Source organism: Thauera sp. 63, from assembly GCF_000310165.2.
Taxonomy (GTDB): domain Bacteria; phylum Pseudomonadota; class Gammaproteobacteria; order Burkholderiales; family Rhodocyclaceae; genus Thauera; species Thauera humireducens.
On record NZ_AMXC01000009.1, the window covers coordinates 24,967 to 41,664 of the forward strand.

The 16,698-nt window shown below is 64.7% G+C and carries 17 protein-coding genes; 5 read left to right on the forward strand and 12 right to left on the reverse strand.

Translation table 11 applies throughout. The features are described 5' to 3' along the window. Nucleotides 1-48 precede the first annotated feature (48 nt). The 3 genes from C664_RS09875 to C664_RS09885 all read left to right on the forward strand — a co-directional run bounded on the left by C664_RS09875 (nt 49) and on the right by C664_RS09885 (nt 4,138). Nucleotides 49-1,674 (forward strand): MFS transporter, encoded by a 1,626-nt coding sequence (locus C664_RS09875; RefSeq protein ID WP_004258753.1) that lies wholly within the window; start codon nt 49-51, stop codon nt 1,672-1,674. Nucleotides 1,675-1,775: 101 nt separating this feature from the next. After that, nucleotides 1,776-3,827 carry an elongation factor G gene (fusA, locus tag C664_RS09880; RefSeq protein ID WP_004258758.1) on the forward strand — a complete coding sequence of 684 codons (2,052 nt, stop codon included), beginning with the start codon at nt 1,776-1,778 and terminating at the stop codon, nt 3,825-3,827. A gap of 44 nt (nt 3,828-3,871) precedes the next feature. Next, nucleotides 3,872-4,138, forward strand: a complete 267-nt coding sequence (locus C664_RS09885; protein WP_004258766.1) for a DUF4212 domain-containing protein — start codon at nt 3,872-3,874, stop codon at nt 4,136-4,138. A 33-nt stretch (nt 4,139-4,171) separates the two neighbouring features. On the opposite strand, the gene C664_RS09890 is transcribed toward C664_RS09885, so the two are convergent. The 11 genes from C664_RS09890 to C664_RS09940 form a co-directional block, all read right to left on the reverse strand. After that, entirely contained in the window at nt 4,172-4,558 is a 387-nt protein-coding gene (locus tag C664_RS09890) for a hypothetical protein (RefSeq protein WP_004258770.1), read from the reverse strand. A gap of 145 nt (nt 4,559-4,703) precedes the next feature. After that, nucleotides 4,704-6,560: a sodium:solute symporter family protein gene (locus C664_RS09895; protein ID WP_004258772.1), complete on the reverse strand. Its 1,857-nt coding sequence runs from the start codon at nt 6,558-6,560 to the stop codon at nt 4,704-4,706. Between the two features lie 13 nt (nt 6,561-6,573). Next, the gene (locus tag C664_RS09900) at nt 6,574-6,828 is read right to left on the reverse strand and encodes a DUF4212 domain-containing protein (protein WP_004258774.1); all 255 of its coding nucleotides are present in this window, start codon (nt 6,826-6,828) and stop codon (nt 6,574-6,576) included. A 214-nt stretch (nt 6,829-7,042) separates the two neighbouring features. Beyond that, nucleotides 7,043-8,767, reverse strand: a complete 1,725-nt coding sequence (gene soxB / locus C664_RS09905) for a thiosulfohydrolase SoxB (RefSeq protein ID WP_004258777.1) — start codon at nt 8,765-8,767, stop codon at nt 7,043-7,045. Between the two features lie 123 nt (nt 8,768-8,890). Continuing rightward, a complete protein-coding gene (gene soxX, locus C664_RS09910) occupies nt 8,891-9,490 on the reverse strand; it encodes a sulfur oxidation c-type cytochrome SoxX (protein WP_004258780.1) in 600 nt (199 codons plus the stop codon). Between the two features lie 13 nt (nt 9,491-9,503). After that, on the reverse strand, nt 9,504-10,301 hold the full coding sequence (gene soxA / locus C664_RS09915) for a sulfur oxidation c-type cytochrome SoxA (RefSeq protein WP_004258783.1): 798 nt from the start codon (nt 10,299-10,301) through the stop codon (nt 9,504-9,506). A 123-nt stretch (nt 10,302-10,424) separates the two neighbouring features. Beyond that, nucleotides 10,425-10,736 carry a thiosulfate oxidation carrier complex protein SoxZ gene (gene soxZ, locus C664_RS09920; protein ID WP_004258786.1) on the reverse strand — a complete coding sequence of 104 codons (312 nt, stop codon included), beginning with the start codon at nt 10,734-10,736 and terminating at the stop codon, nt 10,425-10,427. A 30-nt stretch (nt 10,737-10,766) separates the two neighbouring features. After that, nucleotides 10,767-11,234: a thiosulfate oxidation carrier protein SoxY gene (soxY, locus tag C664_RS09925; protein ID WP_004258791.1), complete on the reverse strand. Its 468-nt coding sequence runs from the start codon at nt 11,232-11,234 to the stop codon at nt 10,767-10,769. Nucleotides 11,235-11,256: 22 nt separating this feature from the next. Then, nucleotides 11,257-12,321, reverse strand: coding sequence for a c-type cytochrome (locus tag C664_RS09930; protein ID WP_004258793.1), 1,065 nt, complete (start codon nt 12,319-12,321; stop codon nt 11,257-11,259). Continuing rightward, the gene (soxC, locus tag C664_RS09935; protein ID WP_004258796.1) at nt 12,305-13,642 is read right to left on the reverse strand and encodes a sulfite dehydrogenase; all 1,338 of its coding nucleotides are present in this window, start codon (nt 13,640-13,642) and stop codon (nt 12,305-12,307) included. Before soxC ends, C664_RS09930 begins: the two co-directional genes overlap by 17 nt. 56 nt (nt 13,643-13,698) lie before the next feature. Next, nucleotides 13,699-14,061: an ArsR/SmtB family transcription factor gene (locus tag C664_RS09940; RefSeq protein ID WP_004258799.1), complete on the reverse strand. Its 363-nt coding sequence runs from the start codon at nt 14,059-14,061 to the stop codon at nt 13,699-13,701. Between the two features lie 257 nt (nt 14,062-14,318). On the opposite strand from C664_RS09940, the gene C664_RS21265 reads away from it, so the two are divergent. Both C664_RS21265 and C664_RS09950 read left to right on the forward strand, forming a co-directional pair. Continuing rightward, nucleotides 14,319-14,618 carry a c-type cytochrome gene (locus C664_RS21265; protein WP_004258802.1) on the forward strand — a complete coding sequence of 100 codons (300 nt, stop codon included), beginning with the start codon at nt 14,319-14,321 and terminating at the stop codon, nt 14,616-14,618. Between the two features lie 15 nt (nt 14,619-14,633). Further along, nucleotides 14,634-15,911, forward strand: coding sequence for an FCSD flavin-binding domain-containing protein (locus tag C664_RS09950; RefSeq protein ID WP_004258804.1), 1,278 nt, complete (start codon nt 14,634-14,636; stop codon nt 15,909-15,911). Between the two features lie 80 nt (nt 15,912-15,991). Here C664_RS09950 and C664_RS09955 read toward each other — a convergent pair whose 3' ends face one another. Further along, nucleotides 15,992-16,615, reverse strand: coding sequence for a c-type cytochrome (locus C664_RS09955; RefSeq protein ID WP_004258808.1), 624 nt, complete (start codon nt 16,613-16,615; stop codon nt 15,992-15,994). Nucleotides 16,616-16,698 lie beyond the last annotated feature (83 nt).

Genomic DNA, 16,698 nt, shown 5'->3' on the forward strand with positions numbered 1-16,698 from the left:
CGCAGCGGCCAGCCGGGCCCGCAACCCAACGATGCCGAGGACGCACGCGTGCTGACTGCCCTTCACCGCTGGATCGACCGCAACATCCTCGAACTCGGCCGCGAGATGCGGCTGTCCTACCTGCCGCCGCTGATGGTGTATTGCGCAGCGGGCGTATCGGGGCTGACCGGCATCGTCGGCACCTTCTTCGTCAAGGACTACCTCGGCCTGTCCGCGGCTTTCCTCGCCGCGCTCGGCTTCTGGGCCGGCATTCCGTGGGCGCTGAAGATGCCGATCGGCCATCTGGTGGACCTGATGTGGCGATACAAGGCGGGGCTGGTCTATCTCGGCGCTTCGCTGATCGCCGCCGGCCTGCTGATCATGATCGGCCTCATCGGCAGCCCGGACGCAATGCGCGCGGTGATGCCGATCGAAGCCTGGTTCGTGCTGTCGGTGCTGCTGTCGCCGGTCGGCTACGTCATGCAGGACGCGGTGGCCGACGCGATGACGGTGGAAGCGGTGCCGCGGCTCGACGCGCGCGGCGAACCGATCCCGCCCGAGGCGATCCGCCTGATGCACACCACCATGCAAATGCTCGGCCGCGTCGCCATCATCGGCGGCACGGTGCTGGTTTCGCTGGCCAACGTGGCCATGTTCCAGGGCTCCGAGACCCTGCCCGAGGCGGACAAGATTGCGATCTACCTGCGGATCTACGAGCTTGCGCTGGTCATCCCGCTGCTGTCGGTCAGCGGCGTACTGCTCGCCGGCTTCCTCAAGCGGCGGGAGGCAAAGCGGCTCGCCGACCTCGGGCGCAGCCACGCCGAAATCGACCGCCTGTTGCACGCCCCGGACGAGAAGACGCCGCCCAACTGGTGGATCCTCGGCGGCAGCGCGGTGTTCGTGGCGCTGACGATCGGCATCGGCCTGTCCGGCTTCACCTACGGGCAGGAAGTCATCTTCGCGGCCTCGTTCGCGATCATCGGCTTCATGATCAGCCGCCTGCTGCGCGAGCTTTCACCCGAGGCCGCACGCACCCTGCTCGGCACCGTCATCATCATCTTCGCCTTCCGCGCCCTGCCCGGCCCGGGTGCCGGCGCGAGCTGGTGGATGATCGACGAGCTCGGCTTCGACCAGAGCTTCCTGTCGCGGCTGGATCTCATCACCAGCACGTTGACGCTGGCCGGCCTGTTCCTGTTCCGCCGCTTCATGGCCGAGAAGTCGATCGCCGACATCGTGATCTTTTTGACCATCGCCTCGACGCTGCTGTCGCTGCCCATCCTCGGCATGTTCCACGGCCTGCACGAATGGACGGCCGCGCACACCGGCGGCGTGGTCGATGCACGCTTCATCGCCATCGCCAACACTGCGCTCGAATCCCCGCTCGGCCAGGTGTCGATGGTGCCGATGCTGGCCTGGATCGCCAACTCCGCGCCACCCCATCTCAAGGCGACCTTCTTCGCCGTGATGGCGTCCTTCACCAACCTCGCGCTGTCGGCTTCGCAGCTCGGCACCAAGTACCTGAACCAGCTCTACACGGTCGCGCGCGAGATCAAGGATGCCGCCACCGGGGCGATCACCACGCCCGCGGACTACAGCGAACTCGGCGCACTGCTGCTCACGGTGACCCTGCTTGGCCTGCTGCTCCCGCTGGCTGCGATCCTGCTGACCCGCATCGCCCGCCTGCGCAGCGCCTGAGCGCCCCGGCGGCGCAGACGCGATCGAGTTGATCTGCCGCATTGCCATGCGGGCGCAGCAGGCGGAAACTTGAGCCCATTCCACAAGACGGGAGGCGCAAGATGACACCCAGCTCGGTTCACGACATCCGCAACCTGGCACTGTTCGGCCATGCCGGCAGCGGCAAGACCACCCTCGTCGAATCCCTGCTCGCGGCTGCGGGCGAGATTGGCGCCGCGGGCAGCGTCGAACGCGGCGACACCGTGTCGGACTTCGACCCGCAGGAAAAGGCGATGGGGCACTCGCTGCACGCGGCCCTGGTGCATCTGGAATGGGCCGGCCACTGGATCAACCTGCTCGACACCCCGGGCCTGCCCGACCTCGCAGGTCGCGCGCTGGTCGCACTGCCCGCGGTCGATACCGCAGTCGTCGTCATCAACGCCGCTGCCGGGGTCGAAAGCGTGGCGCGCCGCATGATGCAGGAGGCCGGCGCCAAGTGCCGCATGATCGTGGTCAACAAGATCGATGCCAACGGGGTGGACTTCGGGGCGCTGATGGACGCCATCGTCGCCGAGTTCGGCCGCGAATGCCTGCCGATCAACCTCCCTGCAGCCAACGGCAGCCGCGTCATCGACTGCTTCTTCGCGCCACAGAACGAGGCAGCCACCGCATTCTCCAGCGTCGGCGCAGCGCACGACGCCATCGTCGACCAGATCGTCGAACTGGACGAGGACCTGATGGCGAAGTATCTCGAACAGGGGGAATCGCTCGACCCCGAGCAACTGCACGCCCCGTTCGAACAGGCCCTGCGCGAGGGCCATCTCATACCGGTGTGCTTCGTCTCCGCGCGCAGCGGCGCCGGCATCCGCGAACTGCTCGACATCCTCGGCAAGCTCGCGCCCGACCCCACCGAAGGCAACCCGCCTGCGTTCCTGAAGGGCGAAGGCGCGGCGGCCGAAGCGGTCGCAGTCGCGCTTGCGCCCGATCGCCATGTCGTCGCCCACGTGTTCCAGATCGCCAACGACCCCTACCGCGGCAAGCTGGGTCTGTTCCGCGTCCATCAGGGCAGCGTCACCCCGAACTCGCAACTCTTCATCGGCGACGGCCGCAAGGCCTTCAAGGTGGCGCACCTGCTGCGCATGCAGGGCAAGACGGCGGTCGAGACGCCGCTGGCCGTGCCGGGCGACCTGTGCGCGGTGGCACGCATCGACGAACTCATGCGCGACGCCGTGCTGCACGATTCGCACGACGAGGATTTCTTCCACCTCGCGCCCACGCCCTACCCCCAGCCGGTGTACGGTCTGGCGCTGATGACGCGCAAGCCGGCCGACGAGCAGAAGCTGTCCGAAGCCCTGGCACGCCTGATCGAGGAGGACCCCTGCCTCGAAGTGACCTTCGACCATCGCAACCGCCGCACGGTGGTACGCGGCCTTGGCGAGCAGCACCTGAAGATCGTGCTCGACGAGTTGTCGTCGCGTTGGAACCTGCAACTCGACACCGCGCCGCCAAGCATCCCCTACCGCGAGACGATCACCATCGTTGCCGAGGCACGCTACCGCCACAAGAAGCAGAGCGGCGGCGCGGGCCAGTTCGGGGAGGTGGCACTGCGGGTCGAGCCGCTCGAGCGCGGCACGGGCATCGAACTGGCCGATGAGGTCAAGGGCGGGGCGATTCCGACCAACTTCATGCCTGCGGTGGAAAAGGGGGTACGCCAGGCGCTGGCTGAAGGCGCCTTCGCCGGCTTCCCGCTGCAGGACCTGCGCGTGGTCGTCACCGACGGCAAGCATCACGCGGTCGACTCGAACGAGGTATCCTTCGTCACCGCTGCGCGCCATGCCTTGGTCGAAGCCGTGCTGGCGGCCCGTCCGCAGGTGCTAGAGCCCCTGCTCGATGTGCAGGTGAAAGTCGCCGACACCCTGTTCGGCGACGTCAGCGCCGAGCTTGCCGGACGTCGCGGCCGCCTCACCAGCACCGACAGCCCGACCGCGGGCTGGACCCTGATCTCGGCACGCGTACCGATGGCAAGCCTGGATGGATTCGAAAGCAGGCTGAAGGCGATCTGCGCGGGCGAGAGCGAGTTCATGCTCAACGCCGGTGGCTATGAACCGGCCCCGGCCGAAACCCAGGCGCAACTCGTGCGAGCCCACGGGGAAAACGGCAACGGCGCGTCCTGAACGACAGACGGTCCCGTCGGCTTGCCCGACGGGACACCCATGACATGGCGACACCACTGACCGCTGCACAACGCGCCTACTGGCGCCGTACCCTGCTGCTGACCCTCGGGCTCCTCTCGGTGTGGTTCGGCGTCACCTTCGTCGCCGCCTACTTCGCGGACGAGCTCAATGCCGTCACCTTCCTGGGCTTCCCGCTCGGTTTCTACATCTTCGCCCAGGGGGCGCTGGTGGTGTACCTCGTGATCATCATTGTCTACGTGATCACGATGAACCGCCTGGACAAACGCTACGGCGTGGGCGAGCGCCACTGACCGGCCTCGCGCCGGCCACGCTCGCGCCAGCGCCTACTTGCCCGCATCCCCCGCGGCGTTTTCCTGCTTGTTGCGCTTCTTCAGCACCATCGGATGCGCCTGCCGGCTGAGGATGAAGTCGAAGATGAACTTCATCCAGATCGTCGATCCGGCGATCGCACTCCAGGTCTCGAAATCGAAGCGGGCCGTCAGGATGCCGAAGATCACGAACACGACGATCCCGCCCCCGATCAGGTTGATCGCGGCGGCAAAGGGCGCATAGCGGGCTGGATTCCGGGGCGATTCGCCGCGCTTGAGCGCCACCTCGGAAAAGTCGCGCTTGACCATGATGCGCCATGCCCTTCTGAGCCAGAAGAACGCGATCGGGAACAGGGCGAGGAAAAGGATCCAGTTGAGGGCAACGCTGACATCGAAAACCATGAGCTACTCCATCGGGGCGCAACACACCGCTCGAGCGGCAGGCGCGCAAGGTGCCACAAAACAAAAGACCCCGCCAGCGAAGCGAGCGGGGTCCTTCGTCGGCACGGCGCCGGGGGCGCCGTGCCGCGCTTACTGCATGCCCGGATCAGTGGGCGCCTTCCACAGCCTTCGAACCACGCGGGATGCGCACGGCTTCCACCATGTGCTGGATGTGCTCCGGCGGCTCCTTCGTGACCTTGTCGACAACGAAGGCGATGATGAAGTTGACCACGGCACCGACCGCACCGAAAGCCTCCGGCGTGATGCCGAAGAAGCTGTTCGGACCGCCGATCAGATCGACGAACTCCGTGCCCTTCACGAAGAAGATGCCCTTGTGTGCGAACACGTAGAACAGGGTCACGAACAGGCCGGACAGCATGCCTGCGATCGCGCCTTCCTTGTTCATCTTCTTGGAGAAGATGCCCATCATGATCGCCGGGAACAGCGAGGAGGCCGCGATACCGAAGGCGAGCGCAACCGTACCGGCCGCGAAGCCCGGCGGGTTCAGGCCGAGCCAGCCCGCAATTACGATCGCCACGGCCATCGAGACCTTGCCTGCCATCAGCTCGTTCTTCTCGCTGATGTTCGGGTTGAAGATGCCCTTCACCAGGTCATGCGACACCGCCGACGAGATCGCCATCAGCAGGCCGGCAGCCGTCGACAGCGCGGCAGCCAGACCACCCGCGGCAACCAGCGCGATCACCCAGTTGGGCAGCAGCGCGATTTCCGGGTTCGCCATCACCATGATGTCGGCGTTCACCGTCAGCTCGTTGCCCTTCCAGCCTGCGGCGTCGGCCTTGGCCTTGGCATCGGCGTTCTTGGTCTTGTCGTTGTAGTACTGGATGCGGCCGTCGCCGTTCTTGTCCTCGAACTTCAGCAGGCCGGTCTTTTCCCAGCGCTTCATCCACTCCGGGCGCTGCTCGTACGCCAGGCTGGCTTCAGGCGCGTACAGATCAGCGTTGGCCTTGACCTTATCCGAATTGACGACCAACCGGCCCTGAGCGTCGGTTTCGAGACCAACTGCCGAGTTCACGGTGGCATGCAGGTTCAACTTGGCCATCGCGCCGACCGCCGGCGCGGTGGTGTACAGCAGGGCGATGAAGACCAGTGCCCAACCCGCCGAGCTACGCGCATCCTTCACCGTCGGCACGGTGAAGAATCGCATGATGACGTGCGGCAGGCCCGCGGTACCGATCATCAGCGACATGGTGTAGACGAAGTAGTTGAGCGTGCTGCCCGGCAGCGAGGTGGTGTACTGGTCGAAGCCCAGGTCCTTGACCACCAGGTCGAGCTTGCTCAGCAGCGAGGCGTCGGTGCCAATCATGTTGGAACCCAGACCCAGCTGCGGCAGCGGGTTGCCGGTGAGCTGCAGCGAGATGAAGAAGGCCGGCACCAGGTAGGCGGCGATCAGCACGATGTACTGCGCAACCTGGGTGTAGGTGATGCCCTTCATGCCGCCGAACACCGCGTACATGAACACGATCGCCATACCGATGTAGATACCGGTGTCGCTCGACACGCCGAGGAAGCGCGAGAACGCCACGCCGACGCCGGTCATCTGGCCGATGATGTAGGTCAGCGATGCGGTCAGCAGGCAGACCACCGCCACCGTGGAGGCCGTCTTCGAATAGAAGCGGTCGCCGATGAACTGCGGCACGGTGAACTTGCCGAACTTGCGCAGGTACGGGGCCAGCAGCATCGCCAGCAGAACGTAGCCGCCGGTCCAGCCCATCAGGAACAGGCCGCCGCCGTAACCCATGTTGGCGATGAGGCCCGCCATGGAGATGAAGGATGCAGCGGACATCCAGTCCGCTGCGGTGGCCATGCCGTTGGTGATCGGGTGGACGCTGCCGCCCGCGGCATAGAACTCGCTGGTGCTGCCGGCACGCGCCCAGATGGCGATGCCGATGTACAGCGCGAAGGACGCGCCGACCACCAGGTAGGTGATTGTTTGAAGATCCATGTGTCTCCCCTGATTATTCTTCGTGAACGTCGAACTGACGGTCGATGTCACCCATCTTCTTCGCGTAGTAGAAGATCAGCGCGATGAAGATGTAGATCGATCCCTGGTGAGCGAACCAGAAACCGAGCGGGTAGCCACCCAACGAGATGCTGTTGAGTGCTGGTGCGAACAGAATGCCTGCGCCGAACGAGACCAGGAACCAGATGATCAGGATCTTGGTCAGCAGGCTTAGTACCGTTCCCCAGTACGTCTTGCCGTTGTGTTCCATCACGTCTCCTCTTTAAAAGTTTTGCTTGCTTCGCTGCGAAACCGGCCAGGAGCAGCCGACTCCTATGACTGCACGCGGATTATAGGTCGATCGAACTTACTTATTGCTTACAACGCTTAACGTTCCCTGAATGCCATGCGGTAAACGCCAGCGCCCCGCCGGCATGAAGCCTGGCGGGGCGCTGGCAGGGCACTGACGGACGGTTGGAGCCGCGTCAGACAGCGACACCCGGGTTGCCGTCCATGCCCTTGAGGGTCGGCAGGTTCAGCGCGCGCTGGGTCACCACCTTCTGGCTGCGCAGGTAGTTGGCGACCACGTCCCACACGGCGGGACCGGAATCCTTCGCCTCCTCCGACACCGGCGCCCAGCCGGCAACCTTGTAGGTCTTGCCCGGCTCGATGCGCTTGCCCTTGAGCATCATGTTGTCGATGCGCTTGCCCATCGTCGCGGTCGGGTCGCAGGTATACTGCAGGCCGCCCACACGCACCATGTCGCCACCCTGCTGGTAGTAGGGATCGGGGTTGAACAGGTTGTCGGCCACGTCCTCGAGCACGGTCTTGATCATCTCGCCGCTCATCTCGGTGAGCGTGGTCCAGGGGTAGGTGATCGCGGTCTGGTCGAGCAGGTGCTCCATCGTGATCGTGTCGCCCGGCAGCAACGAGGTGCCCCAGCGGAAGCCGGGCGAGAATGCCAGTTCCGCGTCCTTCTCGGCGATCAGCGCATCGACGATGAGCTGGTCCCACGAGCCGTTGAAGTTGCCGCGGCGATACAGCAGGCCTTCGGTGACGGCGAGCTTCTCGGTGAGCTTCTCGAGGAAGGGTGCGCGGGTCTTGTCGATGAAGGCCGCCATCTCGGGGTCGGCCGGCAACAGGTTGGCGAACACCGGCAGCAGCTTGTAGCGGAAATCGACCACCTTGCCGTTCTTGACGTCGAAGTCCATGACACCGAGGAACTTGCCGTTGGAACCGGCGTTGGTGACCAGCGTCTTGCCGCCGGCGTTCTCGACCACGGTCGGCGCCGGCATGCCGTCGTGCGTGTGGCCGCCGAAGATCGCGTCGATGCCGTTGACGCGGCTGGCGAGCTTGAGGTCCACATCCATGCCGTTGTGCGACAGCACGACCACGACCTGCGCCCCCTCGGCCCGGGCCGCGTTCACCGCCTCCTGCATGCCCTGCTCCTGGATGCCGAAGCTCCAGTCCGGCGTCTGCCAGCGCGGGTTGGCGATCGGCGTATAGGGGAAGGCCTGTCCGACGATGGCCACCGGCACACCGTTGATGTTCTTGATGACGTAGGGCTTGAAGACCGGATCCTCGAAGTCCGTGGTCTTCACGTTCTGGGCAACGATGTCGATCTGACCCGCGAAGTCCTTTTCCTCGATCTCCTTGACGCGGTCCGCGCCATAGCTCGACTCCCAGTGAAGGGTCATCACATCCACACCGAGCAGCTTGCAGGCGTCGACCATGTCCTGGGCGTTGGTCCACAGCGCGGTGCCCGAGCCCTGCCAGGTATCGCCGCCGTCGAGCAGCAGCGCGCCCGGACGGCTGGCCTTCATCTTCTTGACAAGCGTGGACAGGTGGGCGAAACCGCCGACCTTGCCGTAGGTCTTCGCCGCCTCGACGAAGTCGAGATAGGTGAAGGCATGGGCCTCGATGCTGCCCGGCTTGATGCCGAAGTGCTTCAGGAAGCGCTCGCCGACGATGTGCGGCGCGTTCCCCACCATGCCGCCCACGCCCAGGTTGACGTTGGGCTCACGGAAGTAGATCGGCAGCAGCTGCGCATGACAGTCGGTCATGTGCAACAGGCTGACGTTGCCGAACTTCGGCATGTCGTACAGCGCCTCGGCGGCCTTTTCGGCACGCGCGAAGCTTGAATGCAGCGTCATGCCGCCGGCTGCAGCAACCGCCAGCATCTGCATGAATTCACGACGATTCATCGACATGGGTCATTCCCTTTGACTATATCGAGCGAGCCGCGCATGCCTTGGTGCGCGCCTTGCTTGAGGCAAAAAAAGGGCCCGGGGCCGAGGCCGCGGGCCCTGCTCCGTAGCGCTCGCGAGCGGCGCTTACTGGTTGACCGGCGAAGCCGGGTCGAACAGGTAGGCCATCACGTGGCGAATCTGGACCTCGGTGAGGATGCCGCCATAGCCGTTGCGCGGCATGTCGCTGCACGCGTTGTAGGCCTTGGAGTTCCACAGCTTGCCCCAGGTGTACTTCACGACTTCTTCCGAGTTGCCGCGCAGCTTGGCGTAGCCTTCGAGGCTGGGTCCGATGGTGCCCTCCGAGACTTCCTTGGGGTCCATCGCGTGGCAGTTGTAGCAGCCACCACCATTGTTGTCGGGCGTCTTGTCGGTCCAGGTCAGGCCGCGACCGCTGGCCGCGATCTTCTGCCCTTCCTTCCAGTCGCCTCCCGTGTAGTTGCCGTCGCTCGGCCACTGGATCGTGGCCATCTCGGCAGCCTCGAGCCGCTTCATGGTCTCGGCATCAGGCTGCGTCGGGCTCGAGCAGGCCTTCTGCACGGCGTCCTGCTTCTGGCGATCGAGACTGGCGATGCCGTTGGCCTTGAACGACTTCAGCATCATCTCCTCGACCTTCGCCTGCAGATCGTCGGCGATGGCGACCGATGCACACAGCGCCAGCGGCGCAGCAATGAACAGCTTCTTCATGTTGTCCGCTCCCTTAGCGCTTCACACCCGGCCACTGGGCCTCGGCACCGTTGCCCTTGCCCGCCATGAACACCGACAGCGCGATGGTCACGCCCGAGGCGAAGATCGGCTCGGCCGTGCGCTGCTGACGGAAGCAGTCCCACAGCCGATGCTGCATGGTCCAGAACTGCGAATTCGAGACGCGATACGCGGGCCACGAACTCCAGCCCGCCGCCGCGCCTTCCGGCTTGGTGATGTTGGGCAGTTGCGTGGCGCGGATGCGCTTGTCGTCCTGGCTGTGGCAGGACGCACAGGAGAAATCCATCGCGCCGGTGCGGTAGTAGAAGGCCCGCTCGCCCAGCGCGTACATCTCCTTCATCTTGGGATGCGAGAGATCGACGGCGAGCTTCGCGCCCTTGGAGTGCGTGACCACGTAGGCCACCAGCGCCGCGACCTTGCCGCGCTCGCCCTGCAGGAACTTGCCGTTGATGATCTCCGCCGAGGGGATGCCCTGCAGCGTTTCCATGCAGTACATCAGGCGGGACTCGAGATCCTGCACCTTGCCCGTGTCCTTGAAGAAGCGCGGCAGTTGTGCCGCAGCCCCTTCGACCACGCCTGCCCCCAGGCCGAGGTCGCACTGCTCGAGCGTGGCGTTCTTGGGACCGCGCGCGGTCCGCCACAGCTCTTCCCCTTCCATTTCGTAGAGTTCGGCCGGATTGCCATCCGCCAGCATCTCGCGGTAGGCGTCGAAATTCAGGTCTTCCTGCGCGAACGCGGGCGCTGCCAGGGCAAGCCCTACGCTCACGGCAATCGCCTTGAGTTGTTTTTTCATCGTCTCTCCTCCGGGGTCCGGAACCCCGTTGTCAGGTATGTGGTGCCAGCCGGCGGCCGGCACGCTGCTCCCTGCACCTGTGGTGCCGGCCCGCGATCGTCGTATCGCGGGCCGCAAAGACTATCAGGCGATCTGGACTTCGTCGGTGCGGGTCTCGCCCTTGTTGTCGACCCAGGTCACGGCGACCTTGTCACCCTTCGCGCCGCCATTGAACTTGAAAGCGAGGTAGGGGTTGGTGGACACCGAGGGACCGAACTCGGCGCTCAGCACGACCTTGTCGTTGTGCTTGGCGGTCAGTTCGGTGATGAAGTGAGCCGGGATCACGGCGCCGGACGAATCCTTGCGCTGGCCGGTTTCCATGACGTGCGACATCAGCACGCGAACTTCAGTAACGCCATCCTTGGCGGCGGCGCGAATACGCATCGGGCTTGCCATATCGTTTTCTCTCCTGAACCTGTTGCTTGATCAGCCGCCGCAGCCGCCGAGGGTGACCTTGACTTCCTTCTTCGACATGTAGAACTTGCCGTCGGCCTTGACCACGGCATACACGTCGGAGGTCTGGCCCATCTTGACGCGCGTCTGCACTTCGGCGACGGTGCCATCGGGAATCGTGAAGCTGGCGGCGAGCATGTTCGGGTTCTTCTCGATCATGATCGCGATGTACTCGGTCTTCGGGATGTTGCTGACCACCCCGACCGGCACGACCGCACCGTTCTCGGCGATGTCGGGCGCGGTGATGACCACGTCGCCGCTTTCAGCCGGCTTGCCGGCGCCGATCACGCCGAAGGCAGCATCCAGCGACTTCGCCTCGAAGGCTTCCTTGTTCCAGGCCGCCTGGGCCAGCTCCGGCTTGATCATGCCGGCCGCGACCAGCAGCCCGAACACGCCCAGACCGCCACCCGCTTTCAGGGTATCCCTGCGTTGATGATTCATCCCGTCTCTCCTTGTAGAGGTGTTACTGCGCTTTCGCGCCTTGCAGAATCCACTCGACGAGTCGCTTGATGTCCTCGTCCGCGACATGCCCCTGGGGCGGCATCGGAATGGCCCCCCAGGTGCCCTGGCCGCCGTTCTTCACCTTGGCGATCAATTTTTCCTCGGCATCGACCTGCCCTTGATACTTTTGAGCAATCTCATTGTACCCGGGGCCGACGATCTTGTTCGCCACGCCATGGCAGGCCATGCAGCCCTTCTCGTTGGCCAGTGCCAGCGTCGCTGCGGCGGCCGACGGCTGGCCATCGCCGGCGGGCTCGCCCGGCGCGCCCGTCTGCTTGCCGCGCGTCTGGCCGACCGGACGGTTCTGCTCGGCGAGGTTGCCGTGCGCATCCTGCGCGTAGTCGGGCAGCGCGGACACGATCTCGACTTCCTTCTTGCAGTCCTTCATGCATGCGACGTTCTTGACGTCCGGCTTGCCGCCGTTGCTGATGCCACCCTTCGAGGCCGGCGCACCCGGCCACATGCCGTGGTCGGTCGTCATGCCGTTGCGGTTGGGCATGCGCTCCTGCACTTCGCGGATGTTCTCGTCGCTCAGCACATAGTCGGCCGGCACGATTTCGCCCAGGTTGAGCAGGTAGGCGAGGATCGCGTAGACATCGTCGGGCGACAGCGACTTCGGCGCCGTCCAGGGCATCGCGCGCTGGATGTAGTCGAACAGCGTCGACACGGTCGGCACCTTCATCAGCGTGGTGCGCTGCGGCGACGCGCCGGTGATCAGCGCCTCGACACGACCGGTCTCGATGTCCTTCAGGGTGGTGCCGCCGACGATGGGCGTGAACACCTCGTTGGACTCGCCGAACACGCCATGGCAACTGGCACAGTGGGTTTCCCACAGCTCCATGCCGCGGTCGACATTGCCCGAGCCTTTCGGCAGGCCGACGAAATCGGGTCGCACGTCGATGTCCCAGGCCTTCACTTCAGCCGCGGTGGCCGGTCGGCCGATGCCTTGATAGCGGTCGAAAGCCATCGCCGAGGTCGCCGCACCGGCGACGAGCAGCGCAATCAGCGTCTTAGAGAACCTGGACATTGCTCACCTCCCCGGATTCGACCACCTTCCAGGACTGGATGGCGTTGTTGTGATAGATCGACTTGGTACCGCGCACCTTGCGCAGCTGGCCGTAGCTCGGCTGGACGTAGCCGGTTTCGTCGACCGCGCGCGACTGCAGGATCGCGGGCTTGCCGTCCCACACCCAGTCGATGTTGAAGCGCGTGACCGCCTTCGACAGCACCGGCGTCTCCAGGCGTGCCTGGCGCCAGTTGATGCCGCCGTCGGTGGACACATCGACGCGGGTGACCTTGCCGCGGCCCGACCAGGCCATGCCCGAGATGTTGTAGAAGCCCTTGTCGAGCAGCAGCTGGCCGCCCGACGGAGTGGTGATGACCGACTTGCACTCCTGGATCGAGGTGTACTGGCGGTGCAGGCCATCGGGCATGAGGTCGACGTAATGCACCGCCTCGTCCTTGGTCGCCCAGGGCTTGTCGCCGACCTCGATGCGGCGCAGCCACTTCACCCAGCTCACGCCCTGCACGCCCGGCACCACCAGGCGCAGCGGGTAGCCGTTCTCGGGACGCAGCATCTCGCCGTTCATGCCGTAGGCCACCAGCACCTCGCCCGACTCGATCAGTTCCATCGGGATGGTACGGGTCATCGACGAGCCGTCGGCGCCTTCGGCCAGCACGAAGCGGCCCTTCTTGTAGTCGGCCCCGCACATGTCGAGGATTTCCTTCAGGGGCACGCCAGTGAACTCGGAACAGGAGATCATGCCGTGCGAGTACTGCACGGTCGGCACCGCGACGTTGCCCCACTCCATGCCGGTGTTGGCACCGCACTCGATGAAGTGGATGCGCGACACCGAAGGCAGTCGCATGATGTCGTCCATCGTGAAGACCGCATTGGTCTTGACCAGACCGTTGATCATCAGACGGTGCTTCGACGGGTCGACGTCGTGCCAGCCCTGGTGATGGCGCTCGAAATGCAGGCCCGACGGCGTGATGATGCCGAACAGCCCTTGCAGCGGCGTGAAGGCGACCGAGGAGCCGCCGACACGGGTCAGGCCCGGGCTTTCGCGCCGCTGCAGGCCGCGCTCGTACTTGGAAGGCATGCCGTAGGGATTCGCTGCGACCGGCTGGCCCAGCGAGGTGCTCCACGGCGGCAGGTTCAGGATGGCGGGATCGCCTTCGCCGGCAGCGCGCGCCACGGCGGGTGCCGCCATCGCAGCCGACGCCGTCACGAACGCCTTTCGCAGAAAGTCGCGCCGACCGTCCTTCACCGCGGCGATCTGCTCGTCGGTCAGGAAATTCTCCGGCGCAGGCCTGACCCGGCCAGGCCGGGTATCGATGTTTGCCATGCGTACACTCCCCTCGGTTCTGGTTGTGTGTTTAAGTTGAGACGGACATCCCTGACTCAGCGCTCGAGCTTCAAGTCATGCTCGAGGCGCAGCAGGGATTCACGCCGCGACGGGTTGTGCTGCACTTCGTCGCGCGATGCGATGCCGATGCATACCGTGCGGCACAGATCGGTGAAGTTGGGGTCGATGAGCCGGTAGAAAACCTGGCTGCCCTCGCGGCGGCGCCCGACCACGCCGGACCGATACAACAGGCTCAGGTGGCGCGAGGCGTTCGCCTGCGTCAGCCCTGTCGCTTCCACCACCTCATTAACCGAACGCTCGCCATTGCACAGGCAATGCATGATCTTCAGCCGCGAGGGTTCGGACAGCAGGCTGAAGTATTCGGCGACGCTCTCGAACACCTTGTCCAGCTCTTCCACATCAACCTCGCTTATGGCTGCATTGCTTGATCTGCATCAAATCTAAAACCATATACTCATATAGTCAAGAACTAATATTCTTGCGCCGCAGCATCCCTCAGTACGGCATGGGCCGCTTGAGAAAGCGCTGGCGTACTCCGCCCTCCATGCCGCTATACTTCGACCCGCCGGCCCGCATCGGCGCCGGAGCCCGCGACGGACGGCACTCGCCGCCTCGACGCTTATCGGATCCATACAAGAATCGGAGGGACGACGACGTGAATCTCAAGCACGCCCTGGCCGTACTCGGCCTCGCCGGGCTCAGCGCGCTCGCGCATGCGCAGGACCCGAACCTGGCCCGCAACCTGGCCGCGACCTGCGCCAACTGCCACGGCACCAACGGGCACAGTGTTGGCGGCATGGACTCCCTTGCAGGCGAAACCCAAGAAAAACTGATGCAGAAGCTGATGGACTTCAAGTCGGGCGACAAGCCGGCAACGATCATGCATCAGATCGTCAAGGGCTATTCCGACGAGCAGCTCAAGCTCATCACCGCCTGGTTCGCGGCGCAGAAATAAGGGGGAGACCGAACGATGTTCACCAGACGCGATTTTCTGAAGACCGCCGGCGTAGCGGCGGCAGGCAGCACCACGCTCGCCGGGCTTTCCGCCTGCGCGACGGTCGGCGGCACGAGCCGCGGCCACGTCGTCATCGTCGGCGGCGGCTACGGCGGCGCAACGACGGCCAAGTACCTGCGCATGTGGAGCAACGGCACCGTCGACGTCACCCTGATCGAACGCAACCCCACCTTCGTCTCCTGCCCGATCTCCAACCTCGTGATCGGCGGCATCAAGCAGATGGAAGACATCACCGTCAGCTACGACAACCTGAAGTCGAAGTGGGGCGTCAAGCTGATCACGGACGAAGTGACCGCGGTCGACACTGCCAAGCGCACCGTGACCACGGCGAAGAACGGCACCGTCGGCTACGACCGCCTCGTGCTGTCGCCGGGCATCGACTTCATCCCGAATGCCGTCGCCGGGCTGGATGGCAACGAGGATCGCATTCCTCACGCGTGGAAGGCGGGCCCGCAGACCGTGGTGCTGCGCAAGCAGCTGCAGGACATGACCGACGGCGGGGTGTTCGCCCTGCACATTCCGAAAGTCCCCTACCGCTGCCCGCCCGGACCTTACGAGCGCGCCTGCGTCGTCGCCAATTACCTGCGTCAGGCGAAGCCGAAGTCCAAGGTGCTGGTGCTCGACGCCAACGGCGAGATCCAGTCCAAGAAGGCACTGTTCACCAAGGCCTTCGAGAGCTACAAGGGCATGATCGAGTACGTGCCCAACAGCGAGCTGCGCGGTGTGGATGCCGCCTCGCGCACCGCCGAGCTGGAGTTCGACAAGCTCAAGGCGGACGTGCTCAACGTGATCCCGCCGATGCGCGCCGGCAACATTGCGCTGAAGGCAGGCCTGCCGCTGATCAACGACCGCTGGGTCGACGTCGACTGGCTGACACTGGAAGCCAAGGGCGTGCCGGGCGTGCACGTACTGGGCGACGCGCTGTTCCCGGCACCGACGATGCCCAAGTCGGGCCACATGGCCAACCAGCACGGCAAGGTGGCGGCCGCGGCCATCCTGAACCTGTTCGAGGGCCTGGCGCCGAACCCGACGCCGGTGGTGATGAACACCTGCTACAGCTTCGTCGACAGCAAGAACGTCATCCACGTGGCGTCGGTGCACCAGTACGACGCCGAGAAGAAGCAGCCGATGCCGGTACAGGGCGCAGGTGGCGTGTCGATGGCCGCCAACGAACTCGAAGGCAAGGCGGCGCTGGCTTGGGCGAAGAACATCTGGGCCGACATGCTGGCCTGAGCACTACGGGCAACATCAACGCAAACGGGGCCGAAAAGGCCCCGTTTGCGTTGACCGCAGCAGGCGCTGCGCCTCAACCCTCAATCGAGCGTGCTGATATAGGCAGCCACCGCCTTCACTTCGAGCTCCGTCAGCTTCGACGCAATCGAATGCATGATGGCGTTGTCGTTGGTGCGCTCGCGCTGCTCGAAGGACTTCAGCTGCACCTCGATGTACTTCGGCACCTGGCCCGCGAGTCGCGGCAGCTGGTCGGTCCCGAGCCCACGCTCACCGTGACAGGACGAACAGGCGGCCACGCCCGAGAACTCGTTGCCGCGATGGAAGATGAAACGACCGACGCCCACGAGGTCGGTATCGCGCACCTCGCGAGCCTTGGTCGGCTTCTTTTCGAAGAACACGCCGAGCGCGAGCATCTCCTCGGGCGTCAGGTCCGCCGCCATGCTACCCATCGTGTCACTCTTGCGCCGGCCCGACTGGAAGTCGGCGAGCTGCTTGGCAATGTACTGGTGATGCTGGCCAGCCAGACGCGGATACAGGGCCGAGGCGCTGTCACCCTCCGGCCCGTGACACAAGGAACACCGACCTGCGCTGATTTCCTCGGCGCGACTCAAGTCCACATCCGGCGGGTCAGTCGCCTGCACCACGGCCGGCGCGAGCAGGCCGAGCATTGCGGCGAATACGGATTTCTTCAAGATTCCCATCATTCACTCCATCTCCTCGTCCACCACGGACTTCGTGCCGGGTTCGCCGCGAAGATTATCAGAATGAGTTAATACACTGAATATAT

Excerpts from the sequence above, each read along its gene's own strand:
- fusA (WP_004258758.1), top strand. The coding sequence starts at position 1,776 with ATGACACCCAGCTCGGTTCACGACATCCGCAACCTGGCACTGTTCGGC.
- C664_RS09885 (WP_004258766.1), top strand. The coding sequence starts at position 3,872 with ATGGCGACACCACTGACCGCTGCACAACGCGCCTACTGGCGCCGTACC.
- C664_RS09890 (WP_004258770.1), bottom strand. The coding sequence starts at position 4,558 with ATGGTTTTCGATGTCAGCGTTGCCCTCAACTGGATCCTTTTCCTCGCC.
- C664_RS09895 (WP_004258772.1), bottom strand. The coding sequence starts at position 6,560 with ATGGATCTTCAAACAATCACCTACCTGGTGGTCGGCGCGTCCTTCGCG.
- C664_RS09900 (WP_004258774.1), bottom strand. The coding sequence starts at position 6,828 with ATGGAACACAACGGCAAGACGTACTGGGGAACGGTACTAAGCCTGCTG.
- soxB (WP_004258777.1), bottom strand. The coding sequence starts at position 8,767 with ATGTCGATGAATCGTCGTGAATTCATGCAGATGCTGGCGGTTGCTGCA.
- soxX (WP_004258780.1), bottom strand. The coding sequence starts at position 9,490 with ATGAAGAAGCTGTTCATTGCTGCGCCGCTGGCGCTGTGTGCATCGGTC.
- soxA (WP_004258783.1), bottom strand. The coding sequence starts at position 10,301 with ATGAAAAAACAACTCAAGGCGATTGCCGTGAGCGTAGGGCTTGCCCTG.
- soxZ (WP_004258786.1), bottom strand. The coding sequence starts at position 10,736 with ATGGCAAGCCCGATGCGTATTCGCGCCGCCGCCAAGGATGGCGTTACT.
- soxY (WP_004258791.1), bottom strand. The coding sequence starts at position 11,234 with ATGAATCATCAACGCAGGGATACCCTGAAAGCGGGTGGCGGTCTGGGC.
- C664_RS09930 (WP_004258793.1), bottom strand. The coding sequence starts at position 12,321 with ATGTCCAGGTTCTCTAAGACGCTGATTGCGCTGCTCGTCGCCGGTGCG.
- soxC (WP_004258796.1), bottom strand. The coding sequence starts at position 13,642 with ATGGCAAACATCGATACCCGGCCTGGCCGGGTCAGGCCTGCGCCGGAG.
- C664_RS09950 (WP_004258804.1), top strand. The coding sequence starts at position 14,634 with ATGTTCACCAGACGCGATTTTCTGAAGACCGCCGGCGTAGCGGCGGCA.
- C664_RS09955 (WP_004258808.1), bottom strand. The coding sequence starts at position 16,615 with ATGATGGGAATCTTGAAGAAATCCGTATTCGCCGCAATGCTCGGCCTG.